This is a genomic window from Neptuniibacter sp., from assembly GCF_024231755.1.
Lineage (GTDB): Bacteria > Pseudomonadota > Gammaproteobacteria > Pseudomonadales > Balneatricaceae > Neptuniibacter.
Window position 1 is genome coordinate 1 of record NZ_JAAEQH010000095.1, and the last position, 13,774, is coordinate 13,774.

The following is a 13,774-nucleotide window of genomic DNA, read 5'->3' on the forward strand; positions in this document are numbered from 1 at the left end:
AGGTGCGCCAATCCAACCCAGAGCAACTGGCAGAGCTTGACCTGCCATTCCAGGATAATCGTCTGGAGGAGATGTTGCTGCGTTATAAAGCCCGGAACTTCCCTAATATTCTTAGTCATGAGGAGCAGATGCGTTGGGAAGAGTATCGCCAAAGTAAACTTTTACAGGGTGAAGGCGGTCATCTAACTATGGAGCGTTTTTATGAACGCCTCAATGAGCTCTATGGTCAACCGGATATGGACGATAATAAACGTCATATACTGGAAGAGCTGGCTGTATATGCCGAAGCAATCTATCCGATGGATGAGCCTTTTGAAGAAGCATACTAACTGGATAATCTTACCGCTAACACTTGTTGCAGCTTTCGCGATGGCGGAGGAGCAGCTTGAAGAACCGATCCAATATGAGGTTACGGCGGTAAAAGGCTATCTGTACGGTACGGTTGATGGTGAAACGGCCTATAAAGACTGGCGTCGTGGCACATTTGATAAAGAAAGAATGACCGAAGTTAAGCCAAAAGAGCTACCGGATAATCTGCCAGAGCCCGTTGTTATTCCTTTCGTAGAACCTAAAGTGCGTGAAGTGCCTGTTGGCCAACCAAAGCGCCCACCACTCAAAGGTGAAGATAAGATCTTTGTGCAGATAGGTGAAGATGAGATCAAAGCCCGCTGCTTTATTCTAGGTGAAGGTTGTGAACAGCTAGAGAAACCCGAAGAGCAAGATTCTGTTTACTACAAGGCAATTGAGAAAGCTCAAGAAAAGCAGCAGGCGTTAAAGCAGGAAGAGTCAGATAATAAAGGGCGAGCTATCGTTAAACCTTGAGTTGAATGCGCCCGGTTCACCAAGCGCATTTTTATGATGGCGTTTTGTTAGAATACTTTTTGCTTAATTTCGTGAGCTATAGCCTTACCTAACACTTCATGCTGAGCTTCGTCTAAATGGATGCCATCGACTTCACTAGCTGAAGTTACAGTATTTGAATCGAAATACAGTACAGAATGTTCAATGGCAACAGCTTCAAGCTCCTGAACAAAACCGACGCATCTTTGTTCTGCATTGGCAAATTTATTAGCGATAGCTCCCTTAGGTTTAATGATTTTAGGCGGGGCCACAACCATTATTTGTGGCACGGGCATACCCGGTTCGATTGGTGCTGTACGTATAGTGTTAATTAATTTGGCTATACCTTGAGCTGACAGCCACGCGTTATTGTCATGAGTACACTGAAAGTCATTTGAACCTAGCAAGATAATTACAAGTTTCAGTGGTGAATGCATTTCAATTGTTTGAGCTAAATGCTCAGAGCCATCACGTCCTGATTTAAATGGATCAGGCCATACTGTTCTGCGCCCATTAAGACAGTTTTCAATTACCCTGACATCTACGCCAAGCTCTTTTAATGTTGCATCAAAAACGCCAGGCCACCTTTTCTTGTATGGTAAGCGATTACGTGTATTCGGGATGATGCCCCATGTAAGGCTATCTGAGTAGACTAATATTTCTTCCATAACGCTAAGAAATTCCTTCTTCTAATATTTTTACTAGGAGTATGTGTATTTTAACGAATGCTATTTGCTGCACTAAACATCAGGAACAATTGATTTATTACCTTCCAGATAGCTCTTGGCCTCAGTGACTTCAAGAGTATGGTTAGAACTCAACTTTGTACCAAAGCTGCGCACAGTTAAACGGCGTTTCTGCAGCTGTTTATAGCTCTGTTGCAGATCCTGAATGCTAACCTTCTGAACAGCTTCAGCGAGCTGTTGACGGGTATCGAAACTCAGCTCTCCCCAATCCAGTTCACGCCAGTAGCGTTTGGTGCGGCTACTGAGTTTGTTGTCTTTCTTGGTGATACGGGAGAGAACACTGGCTTTAAAACGGTTAAGTGAATCAACATCGAATTCATCTAGGTTGCTTTGCCATTCTTGCAGGAACTGGTTGATATTTTGTTCCAGAGTCACTGCATCTGTATTAGGCGATTGAATAATAAAGCCTAGTCCTGGTGTTTTGTTCATCTGCAGTGGCGTTGCAAATACGATGTAGCCCAGTTGCTTCTCTGTTCTCATCTGATTGTAGAAGGGAGAGGCAAGTATTTCTGAAAGCACTGATAACTCAGCGCGTGCTTTCGCCGAGTTGTTCTCTCCCTGCAGCAGAACTGCGATCGCGGCATCGTTGTGTTCGATATCCAGCGTTTCAGTCAGAGGTGTATCAAGAGGTAACTGCGTGACTGTAATAGCTGGCGTTGCGGCAGTTGTATCCTGTAGCAGCGCCTTTCTTACCTGTTCCCCCATGTTCTGCGTGTATTCTTCAGTAAGATTGCCGTGAGCCAGAGCTTTTATAGCAGGAGCTTTGAGGAACTGGATTGAAAAATGTTGTAGGTCTTTAAGAGTGATATTTTCAATTGCATCCAACTGACTACGTTTATCTGCCTGGGACATCAGCAGTTCAAACATGCGTCCAGTCGTTTGATTATAGGGTTTGTCGTTAAAGCTATTTTTCAGTTTTTCGGTGTAGCGCTGTTTAAGGATAGCGAAGCGCTTTTGATCAAATTCGGGTGTTTTAAGTGCGTCTACTACCTGCAGTAATAACAGGTGTAGTTTATCGTTGTACCCAGATAGGCGAACACTGTAGCCCTTCATATGTGGATAGATCTCTGTACCCATGCCAGCAAGGTAGGCATCGTATAAGGTCTCGTTAAGCTGCTCCTGTACCATTTCGGTAAAGAGTGAATTTAGAACCCAATGTTTGGCATCTAGATTGGCTAACGTACTTTGTACCGAGAAGTAGAAGTTACCACGAGGGACATTGAATTCTGTATCTTGCTGGAACCAGAGGCTGAATCCTTCTTTAGAGTTTATTAACTTCGGCTTTTCCCCATCATCACTGCTTAGGATATTCAGGTCTTTGGCAATATAAGGGTTTGGTTCTCTGATGGTCAGCTTAGGATCAATCTGCTTCACCTGAAGCCCGATCACTTCCTGTTCGGTTAAGCCGCGTACACTGAAAGGTGCTTTGTAATGAGGTTCTACCTGATCAGTTTCCAGGTTTTTAGCTTTAATATTCAGAAATAGATTTTCAGGTTTGATTTCTGCCAGATAGCTGTTGATAAGGCCTTTATCAAACTCAGTGAAGGTGTAGTTAGAGGAAATTACCTGCTCCGTTGGCAGATGCTGCATCTGGCTGGAAAGAGCGCTCACTAAGTGGATCGGTTCCGATTGTTCCTGAAAGCGGAACTGGATAGCACTCAGTTGTTTCTCTTCAGCAAACAGATCGGCTCTTAGGCCTTGTTGTTTCATTAACTCAATATATTGAAAAACATGCTGGGTAACGGCCAAATAGTTATCTAATCCCTCTTTGGTAAGCCTAATGTTTACCATAAAACTACCCTGATTGTTCAGGCTATGCCCAGGTGAAGCGGAAAGTGAAGTAGCCCAGCCTTTTTCTTTTAATAGTGACAACAGGCTGCCTTTGCCCTCATAACCAACTAAGTTGCTGATGTAGTAGAGAGGCTTTTTCTGCCATTGACTTCGGAACTCTGGGATAGAGAAGGTCAGAGACAGCGAGCGGATATCTTTGACCGGCTCAATAACTACCTGCTGCGGAAGTTGATCCTTTCGGAACAGCGGGGCTTCGGCATGGAACGGCTTAGCGTTGCGGTTTTTTACCGCACTGAATTTTTCCAGCACCATCTGCTTAAGCTCTGGCAGGCTCTCCTTGCCTAGTATCACCAGTGACATTAGATTGGCTGAGTAGTACTGCTCGTAGAATTTGATCAGTTCGTCGCGAACTTTTGAGTTTTCGCGATCGGCGAGCGTTTTTAAACTGCCCACAGCAAAACGGTTGTAGCTGTTTTCCTGATTCATTACATGCTTGGTTGCTGCATAACCACGACGGAAATCATCTTTTATTTTCGCCTGATACTCCGAGTGAACTGCATGACGCTCACGATCTACATATTTCTCATCAAAACGCGGCGCGATAAAAAACTGGGCAAAGCGATCTAAGGCTGGCTCAAGGTGTTCTGCGCTGACATCAAAGAAGTAGTTGGTGTTTTCTTGAGAGGTATAGGCGTTATGGCCACCACCATGGGAGCGGATAAAGCTTTGGTATTCATCTGCGCTAGGGTATTTGTCTGTACCGAGAAACAGCATGTGTTCTAGAAAATGAGCTAGCCCTGCACGATCTTCTGGGTTGGCGCTGGAACCTACTGCAACGTTCATAGAGGCTGCAGCTTTGTCTGCATCCGGGTTGGATATGAGCAGTACTTCCAGTTGGTTATCCAGAGTAAAGCTTTCATAGAGTTTGGGATCGTTAGGGCTTTTCTCTACTGCAGCCTGAAGGTTAAGGCTGAAAAGCGAAACAAAAATAATCAGTAGAGGTGTACGTACAGATAAAACGGAAAACATTGTGGTTAATGCCTTAAATTATTTATCACAGAAAACAATGAGACCAAGAATAACGGCTGGGGTTCCCGGAAGAAAGTTATCTCTGCAAAGATCGTTATTAGTTGATTTTTAGCAGGTTTTAATAGAACACTATGGTGTTACAATCGAAAAAAATAGCAGGCTTAACGCTCTGGGACGAATGTTATGAACAAAGAGAAGGTGATTTTCGCATTTTTCATCGTGTTGGCTTTGACCCTGAACTTTGGTTTTTTTCTGGGCGATATAGAGAACCCGGAACACCATAACGTTTACGAGTTCTTTGCGGCAATTGTCGTGAGTATGATCTGTACGGTGCTTAAGTTTGGTGACCGAACTCATCTGGGCGCATTGATGCTTGCTACATCCTTGGTGGCTGATCTGCAGCTTGTGGTTGCTGCATGTATCTGGGGCTATGCAGAGCAGATTAGTGGGGTTGGGATGAACCCTTCAAATATGTCCAGTGTTGTCTCTCTGAGTGCTGGTGCGCTACTGGCCAACATTATCTCGGTTATTCTGCTGGTGGTTGAATCAGCAATGCTGCGTCGCTGATTATAAGACTGAGCAGCTCTGATGAATAACGTCATCTACCTGTTTCTTCGCCGCCTGCGGACACCGCTGATTACACTGATTGTAGTGTATTCCATCTCTATACTTGGCTTTGTGTCGATCCCTGGTCAGGATGATCAGGGTAATGTCTATCACATGGATTTCTTCCATGCTGCGTATTTTGTGTCTTTTATGGGTTCGACCATTGGCTTTGGTGAGATTCCCTATGCTTTTACACCTGCGCAACGCATGTGGACGCTGTTCTCTATCTACGCGACAGTTATTGCTTGGTTATACGGAATAGGTACCTCGCTTGCATTGTTGCAGGAGCCTATGTTCGGCCGAATGCTACGCAGGCGCTCTTTTAAGAGAAATATAGCCCAGATAAATGAGCCGTTTTATCTGATATGCGGTTACGGCGTGACTGGCAGTGTTATCGTTAGGCAGCTGGTTCGACGAGATATTCATGTGGTTGTGTTGGATATAGAGAGCGACCGCATAGATGCTTTGGAGATGGATGACCTATCTTTTGAGGTTCCTGCCCTGTGTGCTGATGCCGCTTTGCCTGATGTGCTAGATGATGCGGGTTTACAGCATCCGAAATGTATAGGTGTAATGGCGGTTACCGATAATGATCAGACTAATTTATCCATTGCTATTGCGAGTAAGCTATTGTGCCCTGATAGGATGGTAATCAGTCGTACTGAATCGGATATCACAACAGGCAATTTGCAGTCTTTTGGTACGGATCTTGTTGTTGATCCTTTCCGCACCTTCGCTCAATACCTCTCTTTGGCTGCTCATGCACCATATATGCATTTGGTTTATGACTGGATCCATAATCCGTTCCATCGACCTCTATCGAGTGTCTATCAGCGCACTAAAGGCCGTTGGATTATCTGTGGTCATGGCCGTTTTGGTCGGGCGCTATACCGAGCCTTTGATGAGAGCGATGTGGATCTGACTGTTGTTGATATCAATGCCAGCAAAATACAGGATCTGCCGCATCAGGTGACGGGTGTGGGAACAGAGGCAGTTACACTTACTGAAGCGGGTGTAATGGATGCAGTAGGCATTGTGGCAGGTACGCCAAATGATGCGGACAACCTATCGATAATCATGACTGCCCGTGAGATGAATCCTAAGATTCTGACCGTTGTGCGGCAGAATATTCACGCCAATAAATTGGTGTTCAAAAACAGTCGGGCCGACTTTATTATGGAGCCCGGTAGGATTATCGCAAACCGTATTCTAGCTCATGTGAAATCGCCACTGGTCCCAGTGTTTATCGAACAGATGCAAGAAAAATATGATGATGTCTGGGCGCATACGTTGATTAACCGTATGAGTAGTGTGGTCGGTGATCAGGAGCTTGATAGCTGGGCATTTACCATCGGAGAGGAGGAAACTCCTGCTCTAATGCAGGCGTTTTCGCAGGGTGAAGAACTAAAGCTGTCACTGTTCTTTAAGAATCCATTCGATAGAAAACGTAATCTACATGCTTTCCCCCTGATGCTGCGTCGTGGTGAGCACATTGAAATGTTGCCGGGTGAGTTGGATCTTCTCCAGCCAGACGATGAGATACTGATCTGTGGTCTGAATAAATCCAACCGTCGTATGCAATGGACAGCAAATAACTATAATGTACTGCAGTATATTCTGACTGGTAATGACGCAAGTAATAATCTACTCGCACGGATGCTCAAGCGAACCAGCAGCTGATCCTCTGAGGTAATTTTTCTGGCTTATCTATTGTTGGCTCTGACTACTTTGTTCTGGGCGGGTAACTTTGTCCTCGGTCGAGCGTTTTCTACCGATATTGAGCCGATTACATTGGCTTTTATCCGTTGGGCTGCTGCGTTACTAGTTTTGCTGCCTTTCGCCTTGCCTGCCTTATGGAGAAATCGTGAACTGATCCTGGCCAATGGTGCACGTTTATTTGTGTTGGGGGCGTTGAGCGTAGCCGGATTTAATACCTTTGCTTATCTGGGTTTGCAGTCGACAACTGCGATGAATGGAACACTAATGCAGTCGACAATGCCGATCATGATCTTGTTGCTTAGTGCCATCTTTTTAAAGGAGATGGCATCGCTGAAACAGTGGTTGGGTGTGGTGGTCTCTCTGGCAGGCGTGTTGGTTCTGATTAGCCAGGCCCAAATTGAGCGATTATTTCAGCTGGAATTTAATAAAGGTGATCTTTGGATAATTTTCGCAATGCTGATCTGGGGGATATACAGCATCGGGTTGCGCTGGAAACCAAAGGAGCTTAGTGCCTTTGCTTTCTTTTCGACCACATTGGTTGTTGGGGTTGTTATTCTAGCGCCTCTTTCCTGGTGGGAGATGCAGGGGGCGCCTGCAATAGAGTGGAATAATGATCTATATCTGCTATTCGCTTACCTGGCGGTGTTTCCCTCTATTCTTGCTTATCTATTTTGGAACTATGGCGTAGAGAAGCTGGGGGCGCAGCGTAGTGGATTATTCATCCATCTAGTACCGCTCTGGGGCATGATTCTCTCGATAATCTTTTTGGGTGAGCAAGTCCAGACTTTCCATTTGGTCGGCATGGCATTAATATTTAGTGGTATCTACCTAGCTGTACTTTCGGGTAGTGCTTTTCATAAGAAATAATTAGAAGAGTAGAGCGAATGCGAACATTTTTAGCCACATTAGTGGCGGTTTTTCTGATTGCGCTTCCAGTGGCAGAACATGCTGAAGCTAAACGTCTGGGTGGCGGTTTTTCATTAGGTAAAAGTTTCTCTTCCCCAAAAAAGGCAAAACCTGCTCCTACACAACAGAAGCAAGCGGCTCCAAATCAGGCCCAAAAGAATGCAGCTCCAACAACTACACCAAAACGTAAAGGCTTTGGTGGGCTAATGGCTGGTTTGCTGGCGGGTGGTATTTTTGGTGCACTATTATTCGGTGGCGCTTTTGATGGTATCCAGTTTATGGATCTACTGCTGATTGCAGCGGTGATCTTCATTATCTATAAAATTATGTCGATGCGCAGGCAATCTCAGCCGCAACCAACCTACGCCAACGAGGGTGCGCAGCAGTACGAGATTAATCCGCATCAGGCCCAACAGCGAGAAGCGCAACAGGAGTCCACTCCGGAATTTAAACCTATGCCTTCTTTCAGCTCGGGCTGGGGTGAAGAAAGTCAGATCAAAGTGCCATCCTGGTTTAATGAAGAAGCATTTCTTGAAGGTGCTCGTAGCCACTTTATGAAGCTTCAGGATGCATGGGATAAGTGTAACTGGGATGAGATCCGCACTTATACATCAGATGATCTGTTCAAGGTTTTACAGGAAGAGCGTGCGAAGCTTCCTGCAGATCAGGTGACTGAAGTTGTATCTGTAATGTCTGAACTTGCGAACTTTATCGACAACAAAGATGAAGTCATTGTAAGCATTAACTTCTATGGTTGGTTGAAGGAAGATGCTGAAGAGACAACCGAGTTTAATGAAACCTGGCACCTGTCACGGGATATGACAAAAGAGAATGCCGACTGGTTTATTATTGGTATCCAACAGAACTGATCAGCTCAGTCCTAGCAAAATAAACTAGAAGAATTAAAAAAGCCAAAGCAATTGCTTTGGCTTTTTACTTTCTGGCGGTCCTTATTCATCGTGATCACGAATAAAGGTCCAGTTGTCACCTTCAGACATGCTTTCAGCAAAGCGATAGCCTTCCAGATCAAACCCCTTTAGCTGCTCAGGGTCTTCAATCCGGTTTTCGATGATGTAGCGGGTCATCAAACCACGTGCTTTCTTAGCGTAGAAACTGATCATCTTATATTGGCCGTTTTTCCAGTCTTTAAAGGCTGGAGTGATAATACGCCCCTGAATATTTTTCTCTTTGGCTGCTTTGTAATATTCGTTTGAAGCGAGATTGATCAATACAGACTCTTTAGACTGACTGAGTTCGCTGTTAAGTTGATCATTGATGATTGAGCCCCAAAACTCATAAAGGTTTTTGCCACGGCTGTTTGCCAGTTTTGTACCCATCTCAAGGCGATAAGGTTGCATCAGGTCCAGTGGTTTCAACACACCATACAGACCAGAGAGAATACGTAGGTGGTTTTGAGCAAACTGTAGTTCCTCTTCTGAGAGGCTTTCAGCATCCAGGCCAGTATAAACATCACCTTTGAATGCCAGTACCGCCTGTTTTGCATTTTCTTGGTTGAATTCCGGAATCCAGGATTCAAAGCGGGCTACATTAAGGCTGGCAAGTTTGTCACTGAGCTTCATCAGCTCAGCCACATCCTGCACTGATAGCTGTTTCAGCTCATCGATCAGAACCTGAGAATGCTCCAGGAATTGAGGCTGGGTAAAACTGCTGGTAATTGGAGCAGTTTCGTAATCCAAAGTTTTTGCAGGTGAAACGACAATCAGCATAGAGGTGATCTTTTATCTTTTAAAATGTTGAGAAGACAAGGAACCTACGAATAAGCCCTTGCTAACTTCTGGCTTTCAGTTTGATGTGTAATCAAGGCAGCGCTTTGCAGTAATGTCTGGACCTTGCAAAAAGCGAAAACGTAGAGTACGCATCAAACTGATAGCCCCGTAGGGCAAGGTCTGCCGCACACAACTTCGTTGTTGCAATCTTTGATAAGGACTATGGCCATTAGCAGCAGATTGCGCCTAGAATTTGCGCACGGCAGGCTCTTGCAGAAACAGCAGGGGCTTGTTCGTAGGTTCCATATTACCTCTGACTGCAGGCACAAAAAAGGCCACATTTTTTATGGCCTTGATTGCTTTTATCAATAACACCCGTTGTTGCGGACTTTTTGAGTCTTAACTAATTCAGCGCTTTTTTCTTAATATAAACGGTATGTCCCACAGTGCATGCTGCGGTACCTACGCAAACAAGCAGGGCAGGGATCAGGGCGCTGTCAAAACTGCCGGTTATTTTCATGATAAGGCCGGAAATCAGAAAACCACCAAATAGACATAAAATACCTGAGGCAATGCACATCATGATGTTATTGATGTTGCGATCTGAACTTTGGTGGATGTACCAGCCTACACTGGCAATAAGGGCGGATAGAGTTATCCAGGAAGCAATAGAATCAGTCATAGCTATCTCGAATTATTGTTATTTTTTCGCTCTTTTTAGCATCTTCCCGCAACTGCGTAAGTTCGACATTAGGGTTATTGCCTGCACGATACCATCAGAAACTACGCTAAGAAATCTAAGAGCTAGCTTTGTTGGCGCCTACTTATTCGTAGGTTCCAAAATATTTCGGTATTATACCCGCCATTCGTAAGAGTTTCAGAGCTAACTGTCTTAATTCCTGTTAAGACGGGGCGTATATAGAGAAGAAGTGACGTAATGGATAAGAAAACCGTTCTGACCGGTATTACCACCACAGGTACTCCGCATATTGGCAACTACCTGGGTGCAATTAAGCCTGCAATTGAGATGAGCCAGGGAGATAGCTACAACAACTTCTATTTCCTGGCGGATTTCCATGCGCTGATCAAATGTCATGATCCAGAGCGAGTGGCGCAATCTACCCGTGAAATTGCGGCTACCTGGTTAGCATTGGGTCTAGATACGGATAAAGCGACTTTCTATCGTCAGACTGATATTCCTGAAATTACGGAACTTACCTGGATTCTGACCTGCATGTGTTCCAAAGGTCTGATGAATCGTTCCCATGCCTACAAGGCGTCTGTAGATGCTAACCGTGATGCGGGTAAAACCGATCTGGATGATGGCGTGACCATGGGGTTATTCAGCTATCCGATCCTTATGGCGGCGGATATTCTGATGTTTAATGCAGATCTGATCCCGGTTGGTAAGGACCAGATCCAGCATATTGAGATGGCACGTGATATGGCTGGCCGTTTCAATCACACATACAAGAACTTGTTCACTTTGCCAGAAGCGGTAGTGGATGAAGAGACTCAGCTGATTCCAGGTCTGGATGGTCGTAAGATGTCCAAGAGTTATGACAACACTATCCCGCTGTTCTGTTCAGCTGATGAACTTTACAAACTGATCAAGCAGATCAAAACAGACACACTTGAGCCAGGCCAGCCTAAAGATGCTGATAACAGCACCATCTTCCAGCTCTACAGCTACTTCGCAAATGAGCAGGAATCTGCAGCTATGCGTCAGCAGTTTGAGAACGGTATTGGTTGGGGTGATGCGAAGAAGGAACTATTTGAGTTCCTTGATGCAAAACTGGCTGAACCGCGCGCTCGTTACAATGAGTTGATGAATGACCTGGGAGCGGTGGAAGAGGTTCTGCTTAAAGGTGCTGAAAAAGCGCGTGAAGTTGCCACTCCACTGATGGATCAGGTGCGTATCGCTTCTGGTATCCGACCACTGACTTATGTGGCTGAAGCCAAAGAAGAGCAGAAACAGAAGAAAGAGAAATCTGCTGAAGCAATTGCTCGTGCTGAGGAAGGGCGTCGTCGCGCTATTCTTATGCAGCTTAAGCCACTGCTGGATCGTGTTGAGAATGCTGCAGATAAAGCTTCAGAAGCAGCGCAGCTGATAGCGGAAAAAACAGCTGAAGTTGAAGGCTTGAAGAAAAAAGCTAAACAGAAAGCTCAAAACGAGTTGGAGCTGCTGCAAGAGGAACTGGCAGCTTATCTGTAAGTAAAATAGGGCGAGGTTTATGTATCAGACGATTGTAAGTGTTGAAACGCTAAAACAGAATCTGGGCCAACCAAACTGGGTAGTGTTTGATTGCCGCTTTAATCTGATGGATACAGAGGCTGGGCAACAAGCCTACGCTGAAGCTCATATTCCTGGTGCTTTTTATCTACACCTGGATAATGATCTGTCCTCGCCTATTTCCCCCGATACAGGTCGCCACCCGCTGCCTGATCCTACTAAACTTGCAGAAAAACTTGCACAGTCTGGTGTAGATAAAAATACACAGGTTGTGGTTTATGATGACTGCGGTGGCGCTATGGCAGCGCGTACATGGTGGTTACTACGTTGGTTAGGCCATGATGCAGTAGCAGTATTGGACGGTGGTTTACCTGCCTGGGTAGCCGCTGAGTCCTGCTCTACAGAAATACCTGAAGCTAGAGAATCAGGATTCACACCTGAGCTGCATGGCGTGATGAATCTGAGTGTTGATCAGTTACAGCAGGAGCTTTCTGTTGGAGATATTTTACTGGTAGATGCCCGTGCTGCAGAACGTTATCGCGGTGAAGTTGAGCCGATAGACCCGGTTGCAGGGCATGTGCCTGGTGCTGAGAATCGTCCATTAACTGATAATTTAGCGGATGGGCTTTTCAAATCTGCTGAGCAACTACATGAAGAATGGTCAGCTGTGCTGCAGGGGGCGGCACCTGATCAGGTTGTGCATATGTGTGGTTCGGGTGTAACCGCCTGCCACAATCAATTATCTATGGAAATTGCAGGTCTCACAGGCAGCCGAATCTATTCGGGTTCTTGGAGTGAGTGGATTCGTGATCCCAATAGGCCTGTGGTGTTGGATAAGAAATAGTTGTCTTTAAATGGATTATTGTAGAGTGTTTCCGAGATTTAATTGGATGAAATAGCTCTTAATTAGAAGTGATGGAACACTGATACCGAGAAGCTTTGCGGGAGCTTTGATGCTAAATCGGTATGCTAAGGATCCAGAAACATATTTTGAGCTCTGTCTATATAGTTAACTTCGGTATCAAGAAAAGTGATGTAATGTCCATCATAAAAATCTACAGCTTTAGTTTTTCTATTCGTTCTCAAAAAGTGGTACCTAAGCAAAGGTGTAGTTTCATCTACAATAATCCTAACAGCTAAACCACTAAATCCCCCCCCTCCTAAATTTCCTCCCTTGCTACGGGCTATGAAAATCTATACTTGATATCGATCAGTTTATAAACAATTATCTATAAACGACCCCGTCAGGCTCACTGGCAAAAAATCGGCAGTAAGTCTTAGTCTTTCCAGAAGGAACAGGAGTTGATGATGACTATTGCTAACTCGAGCTTGAATATACTGATTTTTGACAATCCGTATTATACGTGGGATACCTCCGCAGGTTGGTATAATGAAGCAATCAGTTTAGAGTCCCAGTTATCTTCCTTGGGTTTTACCTCAGTCACTCGCACTTCTAGTGCTCCAACACGTGATACAGCTATAACTCCCGCTCAACTCGCTGCTGAATTAGCGGGGAAAGATGTTTTCTTATTAACCGCTCGAGAGAATTTCAATCATCTGGAAGCTTATGATTTTGGTTCTGTATTGGAATCATTTGTTGCCCAAGGTGGAACTTTAATCGCCTTTGGCGGGCGCTATGGAAGTACGGATCTTCAGTTTATCAATGACACCTTTGGCACCACTCTCACGAGTGGGTCAGTGACAGCAAATATCTCAATTACAGCAGCAGCGACGGATACCGATTTTTCAGATAATTCAGCCACGCTTGAACAGCATGATTTCAGCACCTACATCCGAAATGATTCGCTAACAGATGAGGATGCGGTGAGCTTATATGACGGGGATTATCTGTCTATTGCAGATTATGGATCTGCCGTTACCGTATTGAATTATGGGGCAGGTGAAATAGTCTGGTTAGGTTGGAGCTACGATAAAATAGGCCATCCTACTGCTTCGCAGGATCCTGTTAATTGGAATCAAGCACTTTTAGATGCTGTTAATTTGGGTGGCTATGACTTTTTCCCGAACCTGCCTGTAGATGATTACGGCGAGACTCCGGAGACTGCAGGTACCACTCAGATCAATGGAGAGGTGACAGGTCGTATTGAAACCAGCGGCGATCAGGACTGGTTTGGTGTTTCCCTGATTGAAGGCCATGAGTACGAAATTTTTGTAGA

The 13,774-nt window shown here is 45.0% G+C and carries 12 protein-coding genes and 1 pseudogene; 9 read left to right on the forward strand and 4 right to left on the reverse strand.

Annotation, left to right across the window (positions count from 1 at the left end):
• Positions 1–329, forward strand: a pseudogene (locus GY843_RS04320) (exodeoxyribonuclease I); the annotation flags it as partial.
• Positions 313–822 carry a hypothetical protein gene (locus GY843_RS04325; protein WP_297306901.1) on the forward strand — a complete coding sequence of 170 codons (510 nt, stop codon included), beginning with the start codon at positions 313–315 and terminating at the stop codon, positions 820–822. The pseudogene GY843_RS04320 and the gene GY843_RS04325, both read left to right, overlap by 17 nt.
• A gap of 47 nt (positions 823–869) precedes the next feature.
• On the opposite strand, the gene GY843_RS04330 is transcribed toward GY843_RS04325, so the two are convergent.
• The gene (locus GY843_RS04330) at positions 870–1,508 is read right to left on the reverse strand and encodes an SGNH/GDSL hydrolase family protein (protein ID WP_297306903.1); all 639 of its coding nucleotides are present in this window, start codon (positions 1,506–1,508) and stop codon (positions 870–872) included.
• A gap of 72 nt (positions 1,509–1,580) precedes the next feature.
• Positions 1,581–4,406: an insulinase family protein gene (locus GY843_RS04335; RefSeq protein WP_297306905.1), complete on the reverse strand. Its 2,826-nt coding sequence runs from the start codon at positions 4,404–4,406 to the stop codon at positions 1,581–1,583.
• Positions 4,407–4,589: 183 nt separating this feature from the next.
• Here GY843_RS04335 and GY843_RS04340 point away from each other — a divergent pair, with 183 nt between their 5' ends.
• Genes GY843_RS04340 through GY843_RS04355 form a run of 4 tightly spaced genes read left to right on the forward strand, consistent with a single transcriptional unit; the run spans position 4,590 to position 8,506 of the window.
• The gene (locus GY843_RS04340) at positions 4,590–4,973 is read left to right on the forward strand and encodes a DUF6394 family protein (RefSeq protein WP_297306907.1); all 384 of its coding nucleotides are present in this window, start codon (positions 4,590–4,592) and stop codon (positions 4,971–4,973) included.
• A 21-nt stretch (positions 4,974–4,994) separates the two neighbouring features.
• Positions 4,995–6,692 carry a potassium channel protein gene (locus GY843_RS04345; RefSeq protein ID WP_297306909.1) on the forward strand — a complete coding sequence of 566 codons (1,698 nt, stop codon included), beginning with the start codon at positions 4,995–4,997 and terminating at the stop codon, positions 6,690–6,692.
• A 30-nt stretch (positions 6,693–6,722) separates the two neighbouring features.
• The gene (locus GY843_RS04350) at positions 6,723–7,598 is read left to right on the forward strand and encodes a DMT family transporter (RefSeq protein ID WP_297306911.1); all 876 of its coding nucleotides are present in this window, start codon (positions 6,723–6,725) and stop codon (positions 7,596–7,598) included.
• Positions 7,599–7,615: 17 nt separating this feature from the next.
• A complete protein-coding gene (locus tag GY843_RS04355) occupies positions 7,616–8,506 on the forward strand; it encodes a TIM44-like domain-containing protein (RefSeq protein ID WP_297306912.1) in 891 nt (296 codons plus the stop codon).
• 81 nt (positions 8,507–8,587) lie between these two features.
• Here the strand turns inward: GY843_RS04355 and yaaA are convergent, their stop codons facing one another.
• A complete protein-coding gene (gene yaaA / locus GY843_RS04360) occupies positions 8,588–9,364 on the reverse strand; it encodes a peroxide stress protein YaaA (RefSeq protein WP_297306914.1) in 777 nt (258 codons plus the stop codon).
• Positions 9,365–9,767: 403 nt separating this feature from the next.
• Entirely contained in the window at positions 9,768–10,046 is a 279-nt protein-coding gene (locus GY843_RS04365; protein WP_297306916.1) for a hypothetical protein, read from the reverse strand.
• Positions 10,047–10,301: 255 nt separating this feature from the next.
• Here GY843_RS04365 and GY843_RS04370 point away from each other — a divergent pair, with 255 nt between their 5' ends.
• The 3 genes from GY843_RS04370 to GY843_RS04380 all read left to right on the forward strand — a co-directional run.
• Positions 10,302–11,579, forward strand: coding sequence for a tryptophan--tRNA ligase (locus GY843_RS04370; RefSeq protein ID WP_297306919.1), 1,278 nt, complete (start codon positions 10,302–10,304; stop codon positions 11,577–11,579).
• A 19-nt stretch (positions 11,580–11,598) separates the two neighbouring features.
• Positions 11,599–12,441 (forward strand): sulfurtransferase, encoded by an 843-nt coding sequence (locus GY843_RS04375; protein WP_297306921.1) that lies wholly within the window; start codon positions 11,599–11,601, stop codon positions 12,439–12,441.
• 461 nt (positions 12,442–12,902) lie between these two features.
• The coding region (locus GY843_RS04380) for a hypothetical protein (RefSeq protein ID WP_297306922.1) at positions 12,903–13,774 on the forward strand (872 nt) is incomplete at its 3' end.